The 22,990-nt window shown below is 71.5% G+C and carries 21 protein-coding genes and 1 pseudogene; 10 read left to right on the top strand and 12 right to left on the bottom strand.

Translation table 11 applies throughout. The features are described from left to right. The first annotated feature begins 201 nt into the window (after positions 1 to 201). Positions 202 to 2,268: a PhoX family protein gene (locus tag ACH492_RS26330; RefSeq protein WP_398990155.1), complete on the top strand. Its 2,067-nt coding sequence runs from the start codon at positions 202 to 204 to the stop codon at positions 2,266 to 2,268. 27 nt (positions 2,269 to 2,295) lie between these two features. Here the strand turns inward: ACH492_RS26330 and ACH492_RS26325 are convergent, their stop codons facing one another. Beyond that, positions 2,296 to 3,261 carry a hypothetical protein gene (locus ACH492_RS26325; RefSeq protein ID WP_398990154.1) on the bottom strand — a complete coding sequence of 322 codons (966 nt, stop codon included), beginning with the start codon at positions 3,259 to 3,261 and terminating at the stop codon, positions 2,296 to 2,298. 14 nt (positions 3,262 to 3,275) lie between these two features. Then, positions 3,276 to 4,751: an APC family permease gene (locus tag ACH492_RS26320; protein WP_398990153.1), complete on the bottom strand. Its 1,476-nt coding sequence runs from the start codon at positions 4,749 to 4,751 to the stop codon at positions 3,276 to 3,278. A gap of 214 nt (positions 4,752 to 4,965) precedes the next feature. Between ACH492_RS26320 and ACH492_RS26315 the strand changes: the two genes are divergently transcribed. Both ACH492_RS26315 and ACH492_RS26310 read left to right on the top strand, forming a co-directional pair. Then, positions 4,966 to 5,403: an RNA-binding S4 domain-containing protein gene (locus ACH492_RS26315; RefSeq protein WP_398990152.1), complete on the top strand. Its 438-nt coding sequence runs from the start codon at positions 4,966 to 4,968 to the stop codon at positions 5,401 to 5,403. Positions 5,404 to 5,595: 192 nt separating this feature from the next. Continuing rightward, complete coding sequence (locus ACH492_RS26310; protein WP_398990151.1) at positions 5,596 to 6,951, top strand: flavin monoamine oxidase family protein; 1,356 nt, start codon at positions 5,596 to 5,598, stop codon at positions 6,949 to 6,951. A gap of 184 nt (positions 6,952 to 7,135) precedes the next feature. On the opposite strand, the gene ACH492_RS26305 is transcribed toward ACH492_RS26310, so the two are convergent. From ACH492_RS26305 to ACH492_RS26285, 5 genes are all read right to left on the bottom strand, one after another. Continuing rightward, positions 7,136 to 9,118, bottom strand: a complete 1,983-nt coding sequence (locus ACH492_RS26305) for an FUSC family protein (protein ID WP_398990296.1) — start codon at positions 9,116 to 9,118, stop codon at positions 7,136 to 7,138. Positions 9,119 to 9,184: 66 nt separating this feature from the next. Then, entirely contained in the window at positions 9,185 to 9,430 is a 246-nt protein-coding gene (locus ACH492_RS26300) for a DUF2630 family protein (RefSeq protein WP_398990150.1), read from the bottom strand. A gap of 89 nt (positions 9,431 to 9,519) precedes the next feature. After that, the gene (locus ACH492_RS26295; RefSeq protein ID WP_398990149.1) at positions 9,520 to 10,464 is read right to left on the bottom strand and encodes an NADP-dependent oxidoreductase; all 945 of its coding nucleotides are present in this window, start codon (positions 10,462 to 10,464) and stop codon (positions 9,520 to 9,522) included. Positions 10,465 to 10,534: 70 nt separating this feature from the next. Next, complete coding sequence (locus ACH492_RS26290) at positions 10,535 to 11,554, bottom strand: endonuclease/exonuclease/phosphatase family protein (protein WP_398990148.1); 1,020 nt, start codon at positions 11,552 to 11,554, stop codon at positions 10,535 to 10,537. 74 nt (positions 11,555 to 11,628) lie between these two features. Next, positions 11,629 to 12,390, bottom strand: a complete 762-nt coding sequence (locus tag ACH492_RS26285; protein WP_398990147.1) for a TetR/AcrR family transcriptional regulator C-terminal domain-containing protein — start codon at positions 12,388 to 12,390, stop codon at positions 11,629 to 11,631. Positions 12,391 to 12,526: 136 nt separating this feature from the next. On the opposite strand from ACH492_RS26285, the gene ACH492_RS26280 reads away from it, so the two are divergent. Together ACH492_RS26280 and ACH492_RS26275 are read left to right on the top strand one after the other, a co-directional pair. Beyond that, positions 12,527 to 12,694 carry a hypothetical protein gene (locus tag ACH492_RS26280; RefSeq protein ID WP_398990146.1) on the top strand — a complete coding sequence of 56 codons (168 nt, stop codon included), beginning with the start codon at positions 12,527 to 12,529 and terminating at the stop codon, positions 12,692 to 12,694. A 12-nt stretch (positions 12,695 to 12,706) separates the two neighbouring features. After that, positions 12,707 to 13,516 carry an MBL fold metallo-hydrolase gene (locus tag ACH492_RS26275; protein WP_398990145.1) on the top strand — a complete coding sequence of 270 codons (810 nt, stop codon included), beginning with the start codon at positions 12,707 to 12,709 and terminating at the stop codon, positions 13,514 to 13,516. Here ACH492_RS26275 and ACH492_RS26270 read toward each other — a convergent pair. Next, positions 13,485 to 14,414, bottom strand: coding sequence for a hypothetical protein (locus tag ACH492_RS26270; protein WP_398990144.1), 930 nt, complete (start codon positions 14,412 to 14,414; stop codon positions 13,485 to 13,487). The genes ACH492_RS26275 and ACH492_RS26270 overlap by 32 nt on opposite strands. Before the next feature lie 145 nt (positions 14,415 to 14,559). Between ACH492_RS26270 and ACH492_RS26265 the strand changes: the two genes are divergently transcribed. The 4 genes from ACH492_RS26265 to ACH492_RS26250 all read left to right on the top strand — a co-directional run bounded on the left by ACH492_RS26265 (position 14,560) and on the right by ACH492_RS26250 (position 17,550). Continuing rightward, positions 14,560 to 14,934, top strand: a complete 375-nt coding sequence (locus ACH492_RS26265) for a hypothetical protein (RefSeq protein ID WP_398990143.1) — start codon at positions 14,560 to 14,562, stop codon at positions 14,932 to 14,934. 107 nt (positions 14,935 to 15,041) lie between these two features. Continuing rightward, on the top strand, positions 15,042 to 15,596 hold the full coding sequence (locus ACH492_RS26260; RefSeq protein WP_398990142.1) for an NADPH-dependent FMN reductase: 555 nt from the start codon (positions 15,042 to 15,044) through the stop codon (positions 15,594 to 15,596). Between the two features lie 119 nt (positions 15,597 to 15,715). Next, positions 15,716 to 16,687 carry an ATP-binding cassette domain-containing protein gene (locus tag ACH492_RS26255; RefSeq protein ID WP_398990141.1) on the top strand — a complete coding sequence of 324 codons (972 nt, stop codon included), beginning with the start codon at positions 15,716 to 15,718 and terminating at the stop codon, positions 16,685 to 16,687. After that, complete coding sequence (locus ACH492_RS26250; RefSeq protein ID WP_398990140.1) at positions 16,684 to 17,550, top strand: ABC transporter permease; 867 nt, start codon at positions 16,684 to 16,686, stop codon at positions 17,548 to 17,550. The genes ACH492_RS26255 and ACH492_RS26250 overlap by 4 nt, the downstream gene beginning before the upstream one ends. 127 nt (positions 17,551 to 17,677) lie before the next feature. On the opposite strand, the gene ACH492_RS26245 is transcribed toward ACH492_RS26250, so the two are convergent. Together ACH492_RS26245 and ACH492_RS26240 are read right to left on the bottom strand one after the other, a co-directional pair. Further along, positions 17,678 to 20,959, bottom strand: coding sequence for an ATP-binding protein (locus ACH492_RS26245; RefSeq protein WP_398990139.1), 3,282 nt, complete (start codon positions 20,957 to 20,959; stop codon positions 17,678 to 17,680). A gap of 66 nt (positions 20,960 to 21,025) precedes the next feature. After that, a pseudogene (locus ACH492_RS26240) lies at positions 21,026 to 21,451 on the bottom strand (CE1759 family FMN reductase); the annotation flags it as partial. 77 nt (positions 21,452 to 21,528) lie between these two features. Between ACH492_RS26240 and ACH492_RS26235 the strand changes: the two are divergent. After that, on the top strand, positions 21,529 to 21,657 hold the full coding sequence (locus ACH492_RS26235) for a DUF6126 family protein (RefSeq protein ID WP_307662210.1): 129 nt from the start codon (positions 21,529 to 21,531) through the stop codon (positions 21,655 to 21,657). A 3-nt stretch (positions 21,658 to 21,660) separates the two neighbouring features. Here ACH492_RS26235 and ACH492_RS26230 read toward each other — a convergent pair whose 3' ends face one another. Both ACH492_RS26230 and ACH492_RS26225 read right to left on the bottom strand, forming a co-directional pair. Next, positions 21,661 to 22,446 carry a hypothetical protein gene (locus tag ACH492_RS26230; protein ID WP_398990138.1) on the bottom strand — a complete coding sequence of 262 codons (786 nt, stop codon included), beginning with the start codon at positions 22,444 to 22,446 and terminating at the stop codon, positions 21,661 to 21,663. 44 nt (positions 22,447 to 22,490) lie between these two features. Then, positions 22,491 to 22,775 (bottom strand): hypothetical protein, encoded by a 285-nt coding sequence (locus ACH492_RS26225; RefSeq protein ID WP_398990137.1) that lies wholly within the window; start codon positions 22,773 to 22,775, stop codon positions 22,491 to 22,493. Positions 22,776 to 22,990: the final 215 nt, after the last annotated feature.

The following is a 22,990-nucleotide window of genomic DNA, read 5'->3' as shown; positions in this document are numbered from 1 at the left end:
CCAGGGCGGACACGTAAGGTTACCGGCCACCGGGCCGTGACCCCGGCAGGGGCAGGCCCTCGTTGTCAACCCCGCCTCAGCCGTGCCGGATTCATCCCCCGTTCACTCCACGGCTGCCGCATTGCACACGTACGCCCCTAACGTCGCGGCGGAACATATTCCGACACCATGTCGGCGCAGGCTGCGCCGTAGGAGGACGAAGTGCGCAAATTGCTGCCGCTGTTGAACTCGACCCCCCACCCGGGCGGTCGTTCCGCTCTCACCTGCCGTTACCGCTGCGGCGACGCCTGCTTCCACGAAGTGCCCAACACCAGCGACAACGAATACGTCGGCGACGTCATAGCCGGCGCGCTCTCGAGACGATCGATGATGCGCACCGCCGCCGTCGTCACCGTCGCCGCTGCCGCCGGCACCGCCGCCGTCATCGGCCAGGGCGGCGACCAGGCCGTCGCCGCGCCCGCGACCACGGACGGTTACGGAAACACGCCCGACAAGACCGACGGAGCCCGCGGGCTCCGCTTCGCCGCCGTCGCGCCCAACAAGGACGACAAGGTCACCGTCCCCGACGGCTACTCCCAGAACGTCGTCATCCGGTGGGGCGACCCGATCCTCCGCGGCGCCCCCGCCTTCGACGCCGACAATCAGACCGCCAAGGCGCAGGCGGGCCAGTTCGGTTACAACAACGACTTCCTCTCCCTGCTCCCCCTCCGCGGCGAGCACGGGCGGCAGATCCTCGTCGCCAACCACGAGTACACGGACGAAGTCCTGATGTTCCGTGGCTACGACGCGGCCAACCCGACCCGCGAGCAGGTCGAGATCGCCTGGGCCGCGCACGGCCTGTCCGTCGTCGTGGTCCAGGAGGAGCACCGCAGCGGCAAGCTCACTCCGGTGGGCCGCCACCCGCTCAACCGCCGCCTCACCGCGACCAGCGAGTTCAAGGTCACCGGCCCGGCCGCGGGCAGCGCCCTGCTGCGTACGAGCGTCGACCCGACCGGCACCAAGGTCCTCGGCACGCTCAACAACTGCGCCGGCGGCACCACCCCCTGGGGCACCACGCTCCACGGCGAGGAGAACTTCAACCAGTACTTCGCCAATGGCTCCAGCGCCACCGACAAGCGCTACGGCATCGGCACCGGCGCGACCGAGCGCAAGTGGGAGCGTTTCGACAAGCGCTTCGACCTGAAGCAGGAGCCCAACGAGGTCCACCGCCACGGCTGGGTCGTCGAGCTCGACCCGTACGACCCGGACTTCACGCCGCGCAAGCGCACGGCGCTCGGCCGCTTCAAGCACGAGGCCGCCCAGCCCCGCCTGACCGACGACGGCCGCCCCGTCGTCTACATGGGCGACGACGAGCGCTTCGACTACTTCTACAAGTTCGTCTCGTCGAAGCAGATGAAGAAGGGCAACAGCCGCTCTGCCCGCGAGCACAACCGCACGCTTCTCGACGAGGGCACGCTCTACGTCGCCAAGCTCACCGGCGACAGCCCGGCGACCGAGATCGACGGCAGTGGCAAGCTCCCGAACGACGGCGAGTTCGACGGCAGCGGCGTCTGGATTCCGCTCGCCAGCGGCGACAAGTCGTTCGTCCCCGGCATGTCCGCCGAAGAGGTGTACATCTTCACCCGCCTCGCCGGTGACAAGGTGGGCGCCACCAAGATGGACCGCCCCGAGGACGTCGAGCCGTCCCCGCGCACCGGCCGCGTCTACGTCGCGCTGACCAACAACACCGACCGCGGCAAGCCCGGCAAGGCCGGTGCGGACGAGGCCAACCCGCGCAACCTCAACAAGCACGGCCAGATCCTGGAGCTCGCAGAGAACTGGGACGACCCGGCAGGCGACGGCTTCGCCTGGCGGCTCTTCCTGGTCGCGGGCGACCCTAACGACCCGTCGACGTACTTCGCGGGCTTCCCGAAGGAGAAGGTCAGCCCGATCTCCTGCCCGGACAACGTCGCCTTCGACCCGTACGGCAACCTGTGGATCTCCACGGACGGCAACCAGCTCGGCTCCCACGACGGTCTGTTCGGTGTCGCGACCCACGGCGAGCGGCGCGGTGAGCTCAAGCAGTTCCTGACCGTCCCGGCCGGCGCCGAGACCTGCGGCCCGATCATCCAGGACCGCCGCGTTCTCGTCGCGGTCCAGCACCCGGGTGAGATCGACGGCGCGTCCGTCGAGAAGCCCGCGAGCGCGTGGCCGGACGGACCGGGCAAGATCGTCCGTCCGTCGGTCGTCTCCGTCTGGCGCAACAACGGCCGCGACATCGGCGTGTAAGGCGTGTAAGTCGTACAGGTCGTAGCTTTACGAGGTGGCGCGCACGTGTGCGCGCCACCTCGTGAATTCCTCCGTCGCGTCGCCCGTGTACGACCACGGCACCCGCGCCGCCCGCGTCCCCAGCAGCTCGAACAGCAGCCGGGCCTCCTCGCTCAGCCCCGCGTAACAGGCAGCGTGCGCCAGATAGTTGAGCTCACCGACTTCCTCCGGGGCGGCTGGGCCCTGTGGCCGGCCGCCGATCCAGCGCTCCCAGGTGCGCCGCACCTCGGTCACCGCCAGTTCGTGGTGCCAGTGCCGCCCGAAGTCCCGTACCGGCGCCCGGTCCAGCACACCCTCTGTGGCATAGCGGTACTCCTCCACCCGCGCGATCTGCACCAGCACCGGCAGCGGCGACCCGGGCGGCGCCGCGCCTGCCGCGTCGCGGGCGAAGTCGTACATCCTGCCGTGCGTGCCGTGCCAGCGCGCCGAGTAGTAGCGCAGCAGCTGCACATGGCCCTCGATGTTGAACGGGTCGCGGCGGCGCAATTCGTCGAACCAGGAGCGCAGTTCGCGCCGCGGAATCCCCGTCTCGTACAGCCGCGCCACCGTCAGCAGCGACACCCACGGCATCGGATCGGCCGGCCGCGCGTCGGCCGCGCTCAGACAGGCCATCACCGCCACATCGAGCCGCGCCTCGTCGAGCCCGACCCCGCGGCCCGCCTCGATCGCCTGGTGGAAGACCCGTACGACCTCCGTCGCCGCCCGCAGCACCGCCGCGTCCGGGTTGTCGGGCTCCGCCGCCCGCCAGGTCTCCACCGCCGACGAGCCCGCCGCCGTGTGCGCGAGCAGCCGCAGCCGGTGGGTGCGCAGCGGCCAGTCGTCGCCGGTGGCGCGCAGTAGATCCCGTACGCCCTGCCAGCGGCCGATGACGATGTCGTGGACGGCGTCGGCGAGCGGCCGGTCTCCGAGGGCGGGATCGAAGTCGGGTACGAAACGGCGGCGAGCAGCGGCCATCTGCGGCACTTCCCTCAGAAGTCCGTGGCCAGCGACTTGTCGGCGTAATCCGGATTCCGCGAAGCGGAGTTGGCGTACTGCTCCTCGGCGGCGACGGCGCGGGTCGCGTCCAGCCGGGCGGGACGGTAGTACGAACTCCCCCGCCGCCAGTACAGGATCATCGGCACCAGACCGGCGGCAAGACCGCCGATGCCGATCGCGATCGAGGCCCCGCTCAGCTCACTCAGCGCTTCGAAGAGGATCCAGAGCATGAACACCGCCCCGAGCAGCGGCCACACGCCGCCGAGGACGAAGTCGCGTACGGATGTCAGCAGCATTTTGCGGTACGCGACGACTGCGGCGATGCCGGCGAGCCCGTAGTAGAACGCGATCTGCAGGCCGATGGCGGCGACCGCGGCAGACAGCACTTCGCCGACCGAGCCGAGCGCGGTGGAGGCGACGAACATCGCGAGCGCCACCGCACCGACGACGGCGACCGCGACCCATGGGGTGTTCCACCGGCGGTGCACGGTGCCGAGCGCGGCGGGCATCGTACGGTCCCGGCCCATCGCGAACAGCGACCGCGTCACCTGGATGAGTGTGGTCTCCAAGGTGGCGACGGTGGACAGCAGCACCGCCACGACCAGCAGTTTCCCGCCGACGCCGGGCCAGATCGCCTCGCCGAGCACGCCGAGGACATTGGCGCTGCCGGCCTTGATGTCGTCGGCGGTCAGGAGCACGTTCACCGCGACCGTGAAGGCCTCGAAGAGGAGGAAGACGACGCCTACGCCGACGAGCGCGGCGAGTCCGGCGGTGCGGCGGCTGTCGCGGGTCTCCTCGCTGAGGTTGCTGGTGACGTCCCAGCCCCAGTAGTAGAAGGCTGCGACCAGCGCACCGGAGGCGAATCCTGCCGGTCCGTCGAAGTGCGAGAAGCCGAACCAGGACCAGTCGAATGCGGCGGCGGCTCCGTTGTGCAGCAGCGCGGCGAGGATGAAGAACAGCAGGATCAGCAGCTCGACGCCGGACATGAGGAGTTGTGCCCGTACGGTCAGCCGCGCCCCGCCGAGTACGACGAGCAGCATCGCCAGGAACCAGGCGGCGCCGACGGCCGTCGCGAGGAAGGTGTTCTCGGCGAGCGCGGGGTCGAAGAGCCCGAGCGTCATCGCACCGGCCGGCAGCGAACCGGCCACCATGAAGATCGTCGCGGAGACCACCAGCGCCCAGCCGGACAGAAAGCCGAGGAAGGGATGGAGAGTGCGGCCCACCCAGGAGTAGCCGGCGCCCGCGTTGACATCGATCCGGCCGAGTCTGCTGTAGGCCAGCACGATGCCGAGCATGGGTATGGCGCAGTAGAGCAGCGCGGCGGGTCCGGCGAGGCCGACGGACGCGACGAGTACGGCAGTGGTGGCCGCGATGGAATAGGCGGGAGCGCTGCCCGCGATTGCCATCACGATGGTGTCGAACGTGCCGAGGACATTGGGCTGTAGCCCTCTGCCGGAGCTGTTGCGCATGGGATTCTCCGAACGCCCTGGTGCTGAATGCCCTTGTGCCGCACGGCATATGCCGACATCTCAGAAACGAACACCCGCTGCGGAGTGAAGGCCTCCGTAAAGGGAGAACGTGCGCATCGTAGTCGGATGAACGTCGGCGGTGGGGTGGGGGCGCCGTGGGTGGCGATCCTTGCGTCCTTGCGCCTCGGAGGCGGTCGAATCGTAGAGTCGGTGTATGGCTGCAGAGGTTTCGGACGAGGGGACCGTACGGGTCGACGCATGGATCTGGTCGGTCCGGCTCACAAAGACCCGCTCGCAGGCGGCGTCGGCCTGCCGCGCGGGACATGTCCGCGTGAACGGCGAACGGGTCAAGCCGGCGCACACGCTGCGGGCGGGGGATCAGGTGCGGCTGTTCCACGCGGGCCGTGAACGCCTTGTGGTCGTCTCGAAGATTGTCCGTAAACGGGTCGGCCCACCGGTGGCGACCCAGTGCTACGTGGACAACAGCCCGCCACCTCCGCCGAGGGAGTTCACGGCCCCGGTGGCGGTCCGGGAACGGGGGGCGGGCCGCCCGACGAAGAGGGACAGGCGAGAGCTGGAGCGCCTCCAGCGCGGGAACCTGACGGGACCCGATGGGACCCGATGGGACCTGATGAGGCCTGATGAGGCCTGATGAGGCCTGATGGGGCCTGATGGGACCTGACGGGACCTGAGGGGGGCCTGATGGGGCCGGTGCGCTCCGGCCGGGCGAGTGGGGCCATCCGGGGCCGGTGGCTCCCTCGGACGGGTTCTGATCCTCCTCGGGTGGGTGACCCGCCGGGCGCGACGGGCCGCGGGCGGGAACGCTGCACCCCGGAGGTGAGCCATGGAACGCCGGGATGCGGACGTGTGCGTGGTGGGTGCGGGTTTCGCGGGTCTGGCCGCCGCGCGGCAGGTGGCGCAGACCGGCCGCGAGGTGGTGGTGCTCGAGGCCCGGGACCGGGTCGGCGGGCGGGTGTGGAACCGCGAGCTGCCCGAGGGACCGGTGATCTCGGCGGGCGGCTCCTGGCTGGGCAAGGGCCAGGAGCGGATGTTCGACCTCTGCCGGGAGGTCGGCCTGGAGGTGTACCCGCAGTACGAGCAGGGTGATCAGATCCTGCGCCTGGACGGCGTCAATCACCGCTACCGGGGGCTGATCCCCAAGATCGGACCGGCGGCGGTCGCCTCCCTCGGCGTGGCGTTCATGCGCCTGGACCGGATGGCGCGGCGGCTTCCGGCCGACGCCCCTTGGCAGGCACATGGCGCCCGGGCACTGGACGCCCGCACGCTCGGGGAGTGGCTCTCCAATCCGCTCAACGTGCCCTCGGACACGGCCCGCACCCTGGCCAGGGCGTCGATGAACCTGGTGTTCTGTGCCGACCCGGCGGAAGTCTCGCTGCTGGGGGCACTGGTCCTTGCCCGGGGCGGCGGCGGCTTCACCTACTACACCGACAGCCGGCGGACCGAGACCCACCTGGTGGACGGCGGGGCGCCGGAGCTGGCCCGCCGGATGGCCGAGCGCCTGGGGGATGCGGTTCATCTGTCCTGCCCGGTCCGGCAGATCACGCACAACGGGACGGACGTGGAGGTCCGCTGCGACGCGCTCACCGTGCGGGCGGGGCGGGTGATCGTGGCGACGCCACCCCTGCTGGCCGGCCGGATCGCCTTCGATCCGCCGCTGCCCGCCGACCACCACCACCTCCTGCAACGGGTGGTGCCCGGGGCGGTCATCCGGGTGCACACGGTCTACCCGGAGCCGTTCTGGCGGGAGCAGCGCCTGTCGGGACAGACGCTGGCGCCCCAGTCGCCCGTCTCGGTCACCATCGACCAGACGCCGCGTTCGGGACGGCCGGGGGTACTCAGCACCTTCGCGTTCGGTCCCGGCGCCCTGGAGATGGGACGCCTGGAGCCCAAGGAGCGGCGGGACGTGTGGCTGAAGGCGCTCGCCGAGCGGTTCGGCCCGCGGGCTCAGTCCCCCACCGGTTACCTGGAAACCGACTGGTCCGCCGAGCCATGGTCGCTGGGCGGGATGGTGGGTCACTTCCCGCCCGGGGCGCTGACCAGCTACGGACCGGCACTGCGCCGACCGGTGGGCCGGATCCACTGGGCGAACACGGAGACGGCGACGCTGATGCACGGGCTGATGGAAGGGGCTGTGCGCTCGGGCGAGCGGGCGGCCCGCGAGGTGCTGGCAGCGCTGTGATCGGCCACGCCCGCCGTGACGGCCGTGCCTCCCGCTACGCCCGGTGGGTTCGGCCTCCCCGGCGCCGCGACCGGCCCGGTCACTCCGATCGCCGGGTGATCCCGACCGGCCCGGTCACTCCGATCGCCGGGTGATCCCGACCGGCCCGGTCACTCCGATCGCCGGGTGATCCCGACCGGCCCGGTCACCCCGGTCGTCCCGGTGACGCGATCGCCCGCGCCGCCTTCACCTCCTGGCGCAGCGCCCCCAGTACCCCCTGCTCGTCCCCCTCCAGCTCCGCCCGTACCTCCACCAGCACCTCGCTCGCCCTCAGCCCCTCCGCCAGCTCGTGCAGCTGTTGCTCGACCGCCGCCACCTCTGCAAGCGTCGGCGGCTCCGCCCCGTGGTTGACGCGGACCCTCGCCGCCGTCGTCGCGTCCACGATGCGTTCCACGGCGACGACCAGTGGCCACCACGCCGCCGCCCGCGCCCCCGTCGGCGGCGGTTCGGTCAGGGCCCGCTGGAACTCCGACCGGACCGACGACAGGTCGCGGTAGATCCGGCGCCGCCTGCGCACCCGCTCCCCCTGGTCCTCCGCCTCCGCGCCGAACGCGCACGCCACGTAGCGCGCCGCGTCTTCCACTGCCGTCGCCAGCCGGTCGCCGATCCGGGTGTGCCAGCTTTCCGGCCAGAGCAGATAGCCCGCGACCAGCGCGATCGCGCAGCCGATGAGGCTGTCCACCAGGCGTGGCAGGACCAGGTCGAAGCCCTCGTGGTTGAGGACGTCGGAGAGCAGCAGGATCACCGGGGTGATCGCCGCCGTCTGAAAGGCGTACCCCTTCGCGGAGAACGCGGGGATGAGCGCCGCGAGGAGCATCATCACCGGCACGTCCCACCAGCCGCGCGGCACCTGCGCGAGCACAGCCGCCGCGACGACCAGCCCCGCCACCGTGCCCAGTGCCCGCAGCACCGCGCGGGAGAAGACCGAGCCGAAGTCCGGCTTGAGGACGAAGGTGACGGTGAGCGCGACCCAGTACGAGCGCGACACCGGCACCAGCGACACCAGTGCCTGTGCGAGGCCGATGCACAGCGCGAGCCGCAGACCGTAGCGCCAGGAGGGCTCGGAGAGCAGCACGCTGCGGGCCGCGCGCCGGGCGCGTACGCGGAGGGCCGCGGGCCGGCCGAGCCGGTCGTCGACGTTGTAGGGGTCGGGGTCGGCCTTGTACACGACGACGGCGGCATACCGCAGCGCGCTCTCCACGGCGCGGTCGGCGGGACCCTCCGGCTCCGGCAGCACCAGGTCGGGCGCATCACCGCGGCCGCCCCGGTCGACCGCGTCCGCCAAGTCCCGTACGGCCGCGGCGATTTCGGGCCGTCGCGAGGCCCGCCCGTGCAGATGCGCAGCCGCGGCCGCCTCGACGAGCGGGATGAGCACGTTGAGCTGCGAGAGCAGCCGTACGAGCGGGCTGCGCCGCCCGTGGTCGCGGGCCCGCCGGGCGAGGATCAGGTCGTAGGAGGTGTTGAGGGACTCCGTGACGGCTTGGCGCTTCTCGTCGTACGCCGTCGTGCCCGCTGCCCCCAGCAGATCGGCGACACTGCGATACGTCTCGGCGACCGCGGTCCGCTCCGGCATCCGGCCGCGCAACGGCCAGGCCAGCAGCGTCAGTACGAGAACGAACAGCCCGCCGAGCGTGAGCAGCAGCGGCGCCTTCCACCACGGCCCAGGCATCGGCAGCCCCGCGCCCACCACCGCGTTGAGCAGGAGCAGCAGCCCGCCCACGGAGGCGACCGCACCGATCGACGAGATCATCCCGGAGACCAGCGCGACGAGGGTCAGCGCGGCGACCGCGAGCCAGCCCTCCCCGTACACGAGCGTGCCGAGCGTGACGCCGACCGCGCCGAAGAGCTGTGGGACCGCGATATTGAAGATCCGCATGCGGTACGCGTCGGCGGTGTCGCCGATGACGCCCGACAGCGCGCCCATCGACACGAGCGCCCCGTACTGGGGCTGCCCGGCGGCGAGCCCGACCGCGAGCGGTGCGGCCAGAGCGACGGCGGCGCGGGCGCAGGCCGCCCAGGGGACAGGCGCGGTCTGCGGGCGCAGGCCCTTGAGCAGCCACTCGGGCGGGGACAGCCGTCCCGCTCGTGTCCCTGATCCGGAGGAAGCCCCGCCCGTGTCGTCGCCCATGGTCATCAAAAGACCTCGAAGTGGCCCTCCGGCGCAACTCCCCTGCGGTGCGGCAGGGCGGGACGGTCAGCCGAGGTAGCCCTCCACTTCGTCGGCGGGCTGCACCCTCGCCGTGTCCGGGTCCTCTCCGAACTCCGCCTTGGCGCGCCTCCGGCGCAGCAGGTCCCAGCACTGGTCGAGCTGGACCTCGAGGGCGCGCAGCCGCGAGAGTTCGTCGGAGTCGAGGCCGTGCTGCTCGGTAGACCGCTCCCGCAGGGCGCGTTCCTCGGCGACGAGATCGTTGATGCTGCCGAGTATCTGATCGTTGTCCATGACACCTGCTCTCGGAGTACGAACGCGGCGTACGAATGCGGCGTACGAATGCGGCGTACGAACGCGGCGTACGAACGCGGCGTACCAATTCAGAGTACGAAGACCGTCTTGCCGCGTGCCCCGCCCGCCCGGTTCCGCGCGAGCGCGTCCGGCGCCTTCTCCAGCGGGTATGAGGCGTCCACCGGGGCATTGAGGGAGCCGTCCGCGGCCGCCGCCGCCAGGGTGTCCAGCAGGGCGGACGAGGCCTTGAGATGGAAGTCGACGCCCTCGACGCCGGCGGGGAGCCGCGCCGGGTCCATCACGGAGCGGGTGGTGAGGGCGCGGCCGCCGGGCCGCACCAGGGTGGCGTTCGCGGTGAAGGAGCCGGAGTCGGGCGAGACCAGGTCGACCAGGGCGTCGACCCCGTCCGGGCAGGCGTCCCGTACCGCGGAGGGCAGATCGCACATCGTGGTGTCGAGGGTGACCGCCGCCCCGAGCGCCGACATCCGGTGCTCTTCGTCGCCGCGCACCGCCCCCAGGACGTGGCAGCCACGGTCGGCCGCCAGTTGGGTCAGATAGCTGCCGACACCGCCCGCCGCGCCGATGACCAGCAGCGACTGCCCGGCGTGTACGCCCGCCGCGTCCAGGAGCTGCGCGGCGCTCATCCCGGCCGTGGGCAGCAGGGCCGCCGTCTTCAGCGGGAGGCCGTCGGGCACGAACGCGATCGCCGCGTCCTGCGGCATCGTCACGTACTCGGCGTAAGTGCCGGTGCCGACCGGCGGCCGGCCCGCCTGGCCGAAGACCGGGTCGCCCACCCGGAAGCGGTTCTCTCCGGGGCCGACCACATCCACCCTGCCCGCGAAGTCCGAGCCCATGACCAGCGGAAACACATGCGGGACCCGGCCTTCGAGCAGTCCGTCGGCGACTCGCCAGTCGAACGGGTTGAGCGCCGCGTACTCGACCTTCACCAGCACCTCGCCCTCGCCGGGCTCCGGTTTGGGGACCTCGATCAGCTCGGGCTCGGCCCTGAACGCCTTGACCGCGACAGCGCGCATCCGGAATGCCTCCTGATGGACGGCCCCCCTGCTCTGGCCACCTCGACCCCACTCTTACCCGGGCGGGCGGTCATCGCACGTCGTGCAGTTCCAGTTCGACCAGCAGCGACCGGTGGTCGGTGTCCGCCAGATCCAGGAAGCGTGAGCGGCGCACCGAGAAGTCCTCGCTGATCAGTACGTGGTCGATCTGGGCGCCCAGCGGCCGGCGGACCGTCGCAGGCCAGGACGGGGTGCGGGCCGAGCCCGCGAGGGTGGCGCTGTCGCGCAGATCGCCCGCGTCGAGCAGCCGGCGGAAGACGGAGTGGTCCTGGGTGGCGTTGAAGTCTCCGGCGATGACTGTCGGCCGCCCCTTGGTTCCGGCGGCGTACGCACGCACCAGGCCGAGTTCCCGCTGCCAGTCGTCCACCCCACTGGGGATGGGCGGCAGGGGGTGCGCGAGCTGCAGATTCACCGGGCGGTCGCCGACCATGACGACCGAGCCCGGCATCGCCAGCGTGGCGTCGATCCCCGGGGCCGGGCGCAGCGGGTGTTTGCTGAGGATGGCCGAGCCGGAGGCCGAGTAGCCCTCGACGACATTGCGGTACGGGTAGTCGCTGCGGGAGATCTCCGCCGCGAGCGCGTCCGAGCAGGTGTGGTCGCATTCCTGGACGAAGACCAGGTCGGGCTGCTCGCGGCGGATGGTGGCGAGCAGCCCCTTGGTGGCGTTGCCGAACTCGACGTTCGATGTGAGCACTTCGAGGCGGGCGACGACCGGGCCGGGCGGATCGTCGGTGAGCCCGGTGTCGTACGGCTTGACGAACCACCCGGTGACGGCGAGCACGGCGAGGGCCCAGACCATGCCGGTGCGCCACCGCGCGAGCAGGGCCAGCAGCAGGGCGGCCCCGGCGGGCAGCAGCAGCCAGGGCAGGAACGCGAGCAGCTGGGGCACGGGCGTGATGCCGTCGGTGTCCGCAGCCCGGCAGGCCGCGACCACGCTGGGCGTGATGAGCAGCAGGCCGGCCAGCCAGGCGGCGGCGCGGCGGCCGCCGGAGGGGCGGAAGGGGGCGTCCTGCGCGGCGGCCGGGGCCGCCGTCGAGATGGCGCTGTCCATACCGGCCTCCGAGCCGCGGGATGTCGCTGGTTGTCGCTGGATGTCCGTCTGAATGTCCGTCGGTGATGAGGACGTCAGTCTCGGCCAGTCTGTTGCGTCTGCGGAGCGTATGTGCGGAGCGCGTCGATCAGCAGCTCCACGCCGAAGGTGAACTCCGCGTCGTGGTCGATCACCGCGAGCATCGGCGCGAGCTTCGCCACCGCCGGGAGCCCCGAGCGCTCGAGATGCGCTTTGCGCTCCCGTACCGCCGACTCCTCCTCACCCTTGAAGCAGGGCGAGTGGAACTCCCGTAGCAGGGAGCCGACCTGGAAGGCGATGAGCAGCCGCAGGGCATGCACGGCGGCGGCCTCGTCGAAGCCATGGTCGAGCAGGACGGTGAGGGAGCAGTTGATGACCGGGAGCGCGCCGGGGGAGGAGAGCTGGCGGGTGAGGACCAGTTCGCAGGCGCGTGGGTGACGCAGCGAAGCCTGCCGGAATCCGTACGCGACCGAGCGGATGCCGTCCTCCCAGCCGCCCTCGGTGCGCCTGGGCAGCTGCATGTCCGTGGTGATGAACTCAGTGATCCCGTCGAGGACGTCTGCCTTGCCGGCCACATGGTTGTAGAGCGACATCGCCTGTACGCCGAGGGTGGCGGCGAGGTGGCGCATGGAGAGCGCGTCCACGCCCTCGTCGTCGATGATCCCGAGTGCGGCCTCGATGATCCGCTCGCGGGACAGCGGTTCGCGGGATGCCGGCTCGCTCGGCGACGGCCCGCTGGGCGACGGCTCGCAGGAGGACGGCCTGTGGGCCGATGTGCCGCGCTCCGTGGGGTGTTGACGGGATCTTCCGTCAGACATCGGGGTGCTCCTGGGTGGGTTTCGCGGACACCTGTCGTACTCCTTGACGGCTTACAGCGTAGGTGCTTCCCTCGGTCCCGTACTTCGCCTACTTACGGCGTAAGTATGGGACTTACTGGCCTGGAGGGCCCGGACGATGACGAAGGAAGCGCGCGAGGCTCTCGTTCTCGGGCACATCGCGAGCGAGAACCGGCACGTCGGGTTTTACCTGCAACTGGTCGGCGAACGCGTCTACTTCGACACCCCGACCATCCTCGCCCGGCCCGGCTTCGCGCCGTCCCTCCCCCTTCCCCTCCCCGCGTAAGCGGAGTCAGGCATGTCTGTGCCCACCGTTCATCATCTCGACTGCGCCCCGATGCACCCGGTTGGCGGCGCCCCGCTGGTCGCCCACTGCCTGCTGGTGGTCACGGGCAGCGGCCTCGTCCTCGTCGACACAGGTCTGGGCACCGCGGACGTCCGCGACCCGCGGCGGCTCGGGGCGTTCTTCCGGCGGACCGCGCGGCCGACGCTGGATCTGTCCCGTACGGCGGTCCATCAGATCCGGGCGCTGGGTTATGACCCCTACGACGTCCAGGACATCGTGCTCACCCACCTCGACCTGGACCACGCGGGCGGTCTGGCCGACTTCCCGGACGCGCGGGTCCATGTGATGGCGGACGAGTACCGCGCGGCGATGCGCCGCGACACCCGTCTCGACGCGAGCCGTTATGTCACGGCGCAGTGGGCCCACGGCCCGCGCTGGATCGTCCATGACACGGCGGACTCCGACTGGCACGGCTTCGCCGCTGCCCGGGTCCTGCGCTCCCCCGACATCCTGCTGGTCCCCCTGCCGGGCCACACCCGCGGTCACTGCGCGGTGGCGGTCCAACAGCCGGACCGCTGGCTGCTGCACGCGGGCGACGCGTACTTCTTCCACGGCGAGATGGACCTGCGCCGCCCCCGCTGCCCCCGCCCGGTCGCGCTCCACCAGCGCCTGGTGGCGGACAACCACGGCGAGCGGCTGACGCAGCTGGAACGACTGCGGGAACTGCGCCGGGCGGACCCGAGGCTGATCCGGATCTTCTCGTCGCACGACGCGCACGAGTTCGCCCAGTTCAGCGAAGAAAGGGTCCGTCCTTTGCGGTGACATCGGGGCGGGGCGCGGGGGAGGAACTCCCTCGCTCGGGCCGCCCCCGTCGCTGCGCCGGCCAGGCGGCCGCCGCCAGGGCGAGGCCCGCCCCCAGCACCCACCAGGCCGTCGTGCGCAGCGTCGCCGTCAGGGCGCCGTAGACCGCGCTCGCCGCCGGGCGGTCCACGTCCGCAGGGAGGTCGTCGAGGGCGAGGCCGTGGCCGAGTGTGACTCCGATGCGGAGCAGCACACCGCCCACCACGAGCGCGATGCCGAGGCCGACGAGGGCGCGGCCTCTGCGGACGGCCAGGAGCACCGCGGCCGCCGCCAGCAGCAGGGTCGCGATCGGCAGCCACACTCCCGCGATCTGCAGGCCGTCGAAGATCTGGCGTGCGACGCCGAGCTTGTCGGAATCCAGGATCGTGATCCGGGTCCGCCCGACCGGGATCTGGTCCGCGAACCGCAGCCCGTCCGCGCTGAGCTGCTGCTTCACCTGCTCGATCACGGGTGCCAGATCGATGCTGACCGAATTGCCGCTGTCGCTGGTCAGCGCCTGCTCAACCGCTGTGTGGGCGGCTTCGTTGACGGTGTTCCACGCGGTCTTGTAGGAGTCGGTGCCGGAGAAGGAGATCACGGCCTCGTAGAGCAGACTCCGTACGCCCTCCTGGAAAGGACGGAGGTCGAAAGGACCGATATCGAAAGGACCGACGTCGATCTTCTGCATGACCTCGTCGGTGACCCGTACGGCGACCGCGTTCTGCACCGCGGGGTCCGACGCGAGCGGCGCCATCGCGGCGACGTAGCCGTCCGTGTCGCCGATCTCCCGGTCGGCCCAGACCGCAAGCGCGCTCAGCGGCGTCAGGATGGCCACGAGGACGATCAGCACCGCCGACACCGCTGAGAGAAAGCTCCGCACTCCTCAAGGGAACGCGGGCCGCAGGCCGGACGCGACCGGTGCTCCGCCGACCGGGCGTGCCCTGAAAGGGCGGTGTTCCGAGTTGCCGGTCGGCGGGTGCGGGTGTGCCCTGAAAGACGGGGGACGAGGGAAGGAGCTCTCCGCCATGGCCGCACACGCAGCTGTACGCGTACGGCACCACGGTTCTCTCGCCTGGGCGCTGCCCGTCACCCTTGGCGTGGCCTACGGCTTCTACGCGGGGTTCCTCCGCCGCACCGGCCGGGACGTCAACTGGGGTGACGTCCTCTTCGGCGTCGTCTGCGGCATCATCGTCGCGGCTCTCGCCTACGGGCTGGGCCGGATCCAGCAGTCACTGTCCCACGAGGTCCGGGCCGCCGCGTACGCAACGCTGTTCGGCGGGGCCATGGGCTATCTGTTCAGCCAGACCGGGGCGAGCGTGCTCAAGTCGTCAGTGATGGGGCTGGTCCTCGCCGGGGCGATGCTCGTATCTGCGTTCTACGTCTTCCACACCAGGGAATAGGGCTGCCGGACTCCTCCTCGCGCGGCCGCCAGATCAGATCTGGCGGCCGCGCGCCGTCGTCTCGCGCCCTCTGGTGGAGGGCCGTCGACCGGCGAAAGGAGGCGCCCGTGCGGGACCAGGACATACCGCTACTGCGTGTCACGGTCATCATCGGCAGTACGCGCGAGGGGCGCGTCGGCGAGAAGGTCGGCCGCTGGTTCACCGAGCTGGCCGCCGAGCGGGACGAGATGGAGCTCGCGGTCGTCGACCTCGTCGACTTCGACTTCCCCGCCCGCTATCCGGACCGGGCCACCGAGCAGATGCGGGAGTTCGTCACGGAGGTCGGCCGCGCAGACGCCTTCGTGGTCGTCACCCCCGAGTACAACCGCTCCTTCCCCGCCTCCCTCAAGCAGGCCATCGACTACGCCTACGACGAGTGGCAGACCAAACCGGTCGCCTTCGTCAGCTACGGCCACGGCTCCGGCGGGCTGTACGCCGTCGAGCAGCTGCGCTCGGTCTTCACCGAGCTGCACACCGTGACCCTGCGCAATGGCGTGAGCATCAACCTCCTCGACGAGGCGCCCGAAGGCCGGGACCGTGCGGCGGGGCTGATGCTCGATCAGCTCGGCTGGTGGGGCCTGGCTCTGCGGGAGGCCCGCGCCGCCCGCCCGTACGTCTCCTAGGGCTGTTGGCCCTGGAGCCTTGGGAACTCCAGGTCCCGCCGATGACTTCCACCCGACGACCCGAGTCAACTCCCTACACCGTCCGGCAGAGCTCCCAGAAGGATCAGAAGGAACTGACGATGAGTACAGATCTGGCAATCGAGACCACGGGCCTGGTGAAAGTCTTCGGTGAGAACCGGGCCGTCGACGGCGTCGACCTCACCGTGCCCGCGGGCACGGTCTACGGCGTCCTCGGCCCGAACGGCGCCGGAAAGACGACCACGGTACGGATGCTCGCCACCCTGCTGCGGCCGGACGGCGGCCAGGCCAGGGTCTTCGGCAAGGACGTGCAGAAGGACGCCGACGCCGTCCGCAGCAGGGTCAGCCTCACCGGTCAGTACGCCTCGGTGGACGAGGACCTCACCGGCGCCGAGAACCTGGTGCTGCTCGGCCGACTCCTCGGCCACTCCAAGCAGGCCGCGCGGGAGCGTGCCGTGCAGCTGCTGGACGCCTTCGGGCTGTCCGAGGCGGCCGACAAGCAGGTGAAGAACTACTCGGGCGGCATGCGGCGGCGTATCGACATCGCCGCGTCCATCCTCAACACCCCGGATCTGCTCTTCCTGGACGAGCCGACCACCGGCCTCGACCCGCGCAGCCGCAGCCAGGTCTGGGACATCGTGCGCGCGGTCGTCGCGCAGGGCACGACGGTGCTGCTGACCACGCAGTATCTGGACGAGGCCGACCAACTCGCGTCCCGTATCGCCGTGATCGACCACGGCAAGGTGATCGCGGAGGGGACCAAGGGCGATCTGAAGGCCTCGGTCGGTTCCGGCGCCGTCCATCTGCGGCTGCGCGACCCCGGCCAGCGGCCGGAGGCCGAGCGGGTGCTCGGAGCCGTACTCGGCGTCGAGGTGCAGCTGGACGCCGATCCGCTCGCGCTCACCGCCCGGGTCAACGGCCATGGCACCGAGCAGGGCGCGGCCGAGCAGGCCGCGCGGGCGCTGGCCGAGCTGGCCCGCTCCGGGATCACGGTGGACAACTTCGCGCTGGGACAGCCCAGCCTGGACGAGGTCTTCCTCGCCCTGACCGACAAGAAGGGGACTGCGGCATGAGCACCACGACCACCACCAAGTCCACCAAGGACGTCGACGATCTCGACCTCGAAGCGCCCAAGGCGGAGGATCTCGCAGCGCTGCTGGTGAGCAAGGACCGCCCGCCGCGGCCCAGCGCGTTCTCCGCGTCCTTCACCTTCGGCTGGCGGGCCATGCTCAAGATCAAGCATGTGCCGGAGCAGCTCTTCGATGTGACGGCGTTCCCGATCATGATGGTGCTGATGTACACGTACCTCTTCGGAGGGGCGCTGGCAGGCTCGACCTCGGAATACATCCAGTTCCTGCTTCCCGGCATCCTCACCATGAGCGTCGTGATGATCACGATGTACACGGGCGTCGCGGTCAACACGGACATCACCAAGGGCGTCTTCGACCGGTTCCGTACGCTGCCGATCTGGCGGCCGGCGCCGATGGTCGGCTATCTGCTCGGCGATGTGATCCGCTACGTCATCGCCTCCGTGGTGATGCTGGGCGTCGGCCTGATCATCGGCTACCGCCCGCACGGCGGAGTGCTGGGCGTGGTCCTCGCAGTCGCGCTGCTGTTGGTCTTCTCCTTCTCCTTCTCCTGGGTCTGGACGATGTTCGGCCTGCTGCTGCGCAGCGAGAAGTCGGTGATGGGCGTCAGCATGATGGTGATCTTCCCGCTGACCTTCCTGAGCAATGTCTTCGTCGACCCGAAGACCATGCCGGGCTGGCTGCAGGCTTTCGTCAACAACAGCCCGGTGACCCATGTCGCCACCGCGGTGAGGGAGTTGATGGAGGGCGAATGGCCGACGGCCGACATCGCCTGGTCGCTGGGGTGGGCCGGGCTGCTGGTGGTCGTCTTCGGCGCGGTGACGATGCGGCTCTACAACCGCAAGTGAGCGGTGCGCGTGGCTGAGCGATCAGGGGCGTCCCCGGCTGGTCCGGGGGCGCTCCTCGCCGTCTGCCTCGGTCTTCTCCCCCCGGGGGAGCCCCGGCGTCGGTGAGGCCTGGTGCCGGCGCACTGCGTCAGAGCCGCCACTCGACGCCGCGCGGCGGGCGGTAGGAGCAGGACGAGCCCGTGCCGACGGACTCCCGCAGATGCGCGGCCAGTTCGGGGTGGAGGGCGTCCAGCTTGCGCAGGGTGTCGCGGATCCGGGCGGTGACGGTCTTACGGGCCCGTTCGGCCTCGTCCCCCAGCCGACGGGTGCGCCCGCCGAGCCCGGCGGCGGTGCGCAACTCGTCGAGCAGCGCGGAGCGTTCGCGGTCGAACTCCGCGGCCCGCCGGTCGTCGCCCAGCTCGCCCGCGCGGTCAATCTCCACGTCCAGCCGCTCGAGCCGCCGCCGGTAGCGGGCCTTGGCCTCCTCGTCGAGCACCGGATCCGCACCGAACCGGGCCGCGGCGACGACGGCTTCACCGCCCGCGGGATCGAGCAGAACCACGGCGGGCAGATCGTCGCCGGGGTGCCTGAGCAGGGTGTGCAGATCCCGCAGCCCCTTGGCATCGGGCACATGGACGGCCCGCCCTGCGAAGGCGAGGGCCCACACTGCTCCGTCCCGGCGGAACTCACCGCGGGGGGTGAGGGGTTGGGCGGAGGGGCCGCTTCCGCCCGGGCGGGCGGCTTGACGCCCGGTGCCCGCGCCAGGGACCCGAATGCCGACGGCGTCGGCTGTACGAGGGTTTCCACTGCCGGGGGCGTCGGCTGTACGGGGGTCTTCGGTGCCGGGGCGAGCGGGTGCGCCGGGGAGACCGGCCTCCACCCCGTCCAGGAAGTGCGTCAGCCCCAGCCCCACCGCGTCCCGCCGCGTCCGCGCAAGCAGTTCCCCCTGCCCCTCCCTCTCGGCGTGCTCCCCCAGCACCTCCACCAGCGCCGACCTCGCCCGCACCGACCACGGCCTTGCCTGCAGCCGGTCCGCCGATTCATACGCCGACGTCAGCGCGGCGACGGCCTCCGCCCGGTGGCCGCGGGCCGCCGCCAGCATGCCCAGCCAGAGGTCGACAGGGCCGCTGATGTCGCAGCCGTACAGCGAGACGACCCACTGCCCGGCATACGGCGTGAAGGCGGACGCCGCCTCCTCGATCCGTACCGCGTCACCCGACGCCGCCGCCACCTGGGCCCGCAGCCGCATCCACAGCGGTGCGAACGCCCGTGGAATCGGCTCCGGTTCGGCCGCGAGCTCGTCCGACAGGCGCAGCGCGAGGCCGCTGTTGCCGCGCTCGGCGGCCGTGATGCCCTCAAGGAGCCGGGGATAGGGATGGCCCGCTTCCGCCAGCCCGGCGACCACCGTCTCCGCCTCGTCGAGCCTCCCCTGGGCCAGGAAGAGCGCCCACTGCATGTGCGACACCAGGAAGGAGAACGGGGCGAGCTCGGGTCCCAGCTCCGCCACCTTCGACATATGGTCACGCGCCTGGGTGAACCGCCCGGTCAGCGCCGCGACCAGGGACTGGTCGACAGCCATCCCCAGCTCGAAGCGGCGCAGCGCCGTCCGCTCGGCGCGGGCCACGAAGGTGCGCAGCTGGTCGAGGTAGCGCGGGTCTCCCCGCTCCAGCAGGGTGACCCAGCGCATCGCGGTGGCGTGCAGCTCCATGTCGCGGTCGTGCGTGCGTCGGGCGACCGTGGCCATCTCGTCGGTCAGCGTGAGCCGTTCCTCCGAGGTCCCAAGGCCCCAGATCGCGTCGTGCCGCGCCCACAGGGAGAACGAGAGCGCCTCGTCGTCCTCGCCGCGCCGCGCCAACGCCGTGGTGCGCACGGCCAGTTCCTGCGCGATCCGCTCCGGGGACAGCCCCGCCGGATCCTCGCCGCTGCCGCCGATCAGGGCCCGGTGCGCCTCCCGCAGCAGACCCGCCGTCCGGGTCCGGTTGCCCGGCGCATGCCCGTTCTGCTGGAGGGTGATCGCGACGCGGGCGAGGAGCTCGGGCTCGCGCACATCGCGGGCGAGGGCCACCGCCCGGTCGAAGGTCCGCCACGCCTCCTCGTCCTCGCCGCTGTGGCGGAGCTCGACGCCCAGGTCCAGGGCGATCAGCGCGGCCCGGCGGGCATCGTCGCCCGCGGCCTCCAGCGCCCGCCGGTAGTGGCCGACGGCCTCCTCGCCGGCCAGCCTGCCGACCGCGTCCCTGGCGGCGGCAAGCAACAGCTCCACCCGGCGGTCGCGCTCCAGCTCCTCGCCCGCCAGATACGCGTGCCGCGCCAGATCGGCGGGGAAGCTCTTCTCGCTGAGCGCCGGTGAGCCGTCCAGGGCCCGCACGGCATCGGCGTGCCGAGTCCGCGCCTGCGCCTCCTCCAGCGCCTCGTACAGCGTCTCCCGTACGAGATCGTGGACGAAGGCGAACCGGCCGCCCGTCCGCGCCGTCACCAGCCGCGCCGCGACCGCCCGCTCGAGGAGCCGGTCCACATGCGGCACCGGAGCCGACGCGGCCGCCGCGAGCACCTGGCGGTGGAACTCCCGGCCCAGCACGGCCGCCGTGACCAGCAGCCCGCCCACCGGCTCCGGCAACAGCGCGAGCCGCCGTCGCACCGCCTCTCGTACCCCCGGCGCGACCGTGGTGACGGGGCTGCCGCTGTGCCAGATGCGGGCGGTCTGCTCGACGAAGAAGGGGTTGCCGCCGGTCCGCCGGTGCACCTCGTCGACAAGGTCGGGCTCCGGCTCGACTCCCGCGGTCAGCGCCATGAGCGCGCCCACCTCGTCGCGCTGCAGCCCGGTCAGGGTCAGGGTCGTCGTGGCCCGCGCGGCCAGCGGCAGGATGAGCTGCTGGAGGGGGTGGTCGGCGGCCTCCACCTCGACGTCGCGGTACGTCCCGATCAGCAGCAGCCGCTCGAACCAGGCGTGCTGCGCGGCGAATTCGAGGAGCTTGAGGGAGGCCGGGTCCGCCCAGTGCAGATCGTCCAGTACGACCACGAGGGGCCGTTTCTGCGAGACGGTGACCAGGGCCGTCGTCACCGCGTCGTACAGCGGGAAGCTCTCGCCGCCGTCCCCTTCGCTCGGGGCCTCGCCGAGCAGCACCGCGAGCCGCCCGCCCGCGGCTTTCTCGGCGTCGGCCCATTCGTCGTCGTCCACCCCGCGCCGCAGCCCGCGCACCACCTGGACCCAGGGCCAGTACCCGGGCGCGCTCTCCGAGTCCCAGCAGGACCCGCTGAGCACCAGCGCACCGCGCCGCCGCGCCTCGTCGGCGGCGTCGGTGACGAGCGAGGTCTTGCCGATGCCGGCCTCGCCCGTGACCAGCATCAGGCCCCCGTGGCTCTCCGTCGCCCGGCCGATCTCCGCCCGGAGGACGCCTGCGGGGTGGTCACGCCCGATGAGTGCAGGGGTCATGCCGAGAACCATAGGAGGCGGCACTGACAAAGAACATCCGGCACAGGACTGTGATCGACCTGTGCTCTACGTGGTACGGGCCGCGGACACCAGGCCGCGGGCCCTGACGGACCCGTCGGCCATCAGTCCGGCCGGCTCACCGCCCGCGCGCTCGATCCGGGTCGGCAGTGTGTCGGTGAGCGCGTCACCGGTACCGCCCCAGTCCTCCGACGCCGCGTACACCGCCGTCGGCGCGACCGGCGCCCGCAGATACGCGAAGAGCGGACGCAGCGCGTGCTCCAGCACCAGCGAGTGCCGGGCGGTGCCACCCGTCGCCGCGATCAGCACCGGCTTCCCGGTGAGCGCGTCGGGCTCGATCAGGTCGAAGAACGACTTGAACAGCCCGCTGTACGGGGCCGTGAAGACCGGTGTGCCCGCGATAAGGCCGTCCGCCTCGGTCACCGCCTCGACGGCCTCGACGGCCTCGCCGAGCGCCGGCGCCGGAAACCCGGCCCCCCTATTCCGGGTCCTCGTACCCTGGTGCGGGGGACCGACCACGGATGTATGTACGGACCGGCTGGAGGCCTGTCGTGAGCGAGAGTGAGAGCTGGAAGGAGCGCGGTGTGATGCTGCGCGTCTTCGTGTATGTCTTCGCCACCCACCTCTTCGCCGGTTTTGTGTGGCTGCTCTTCTATGTCGGCGAGCACGCGCAGAAGTAGGCCTCAGCCCGGTCCCGCGGCGCTCGCGAACAGTTGGCGGAAGGCGTCCGCCGACTCCGTGCCCGACCGCCCGAATGGCGCGTCGAAGTCCCACACGAGGAAGAGCAGAAAGGCGATCAGGGCGCTGAACAGACCGGCCAGCAACAGCTCCCTGGGAGTGCGGCCGATCTGCAGCGTGAAGATCAGGCCGACTGTCACCAGTGCCCCGGTGATCAGGCCGAACCACACGACCCCCGGCAGCGTCTCTCCGGCATTCTGCGCCCGCGCGTTGCGCGCGTCGTCGGCGACGGCGACCTGGTCGAGCATGGGCTGGTACGCCTGCGTCTCGAGTTCGTTGACCGGCGCCCGCCGTGCGATGTCCGCGCGTACGACGCCGAGCAGTTCCGCTCCCCGCCCGGACAGCTCGTTGTGGTCGACCATCCTCGGCCACTCCTGGTGGACGACGTGGGAGACGTAACGGTCGATGTCCGCGCGGAGCTGCGCCTGGACGCCGGCCGGGTAGACCGTGGCTCGCTGGGTGACCTCGTGCAGCGCCTGTGCCTCGCGGCGTACGTCGTCCTGCGCGGCGCTGCGCGCCTCCCAGACGCCCGCGATGGCCAGACCGAGCACGATCGCGTATACGACGCCGACCATCATCGTCATGTATTCGAGGACGTCGGGGGTCTCGGGGGCGTCGTCGTCCTCCGCGGCCCCGGCCTTGTTCAGCCGGTACTGCCTGAGCAGGGTGATGACAAGGACGACGGCACAGGCGGCGGCCATCGCGGCAGCCAGGACCAGCCATTCCGACATGAGGTTCTCCGAGTGGGGTGCGGGGAGAGCGGCGAGGGTGTGGATCAGGCGCGGCCGCGCCCGCCGGCGGACCGTGAACGGGGCCGCAGCAGCGCCGCGGCGAGAACGGCCGGAGTGGTGGTGACCAGCAGCAGGACCACGAGGGGAGTTCCGGAGTCCTCCGGCTTCCCGGTCGCGCGGCGGTAGTTGCGTACGGCGACGACCTGCCGCCGCTCGGGTTTCGTACGGGCGGCGGGTGCGGGAGCCGTCTTCGGAGCCTGCTCGGGGGCCTTCTCGGGCGGGGGCTCCGGGGCGTCCCGCGGGGGCGGGGGCCGTTCGGCGGGTGGCACGGCCGGCGTGGGAGGACTGGGAGCCGACGGCGTGGGAGCCGGGGGTGTGGGAGCCGGGGGTGTGGGCGGCGGCGGTGTGGGAGCCGGCGCCGGAGTCGGCGGCTCGGGCTGCGTGGGCGGCGGAGTCGGTGTCGGGGCCGGTGCCGGAGTCGGCAGGCAGTCCCCGAAATGAACCGACACGGACACCACCGATACGGACACGGTCATGCACGCCG

This window comes from Streptomyces sp. NPDC019443, assembly GCF_044389785.1.
Classification (GTDB): Bacteria; Actinomycetota; Actinomycetes; order Streptomycetales; family Streptomycetaceae; genus Streptomyces.
The sequence above is the reverse complement of the archived record's forward strand: the minus strand, read 5'-3'. Positions and strand labels throughout refer to the sequence as shown.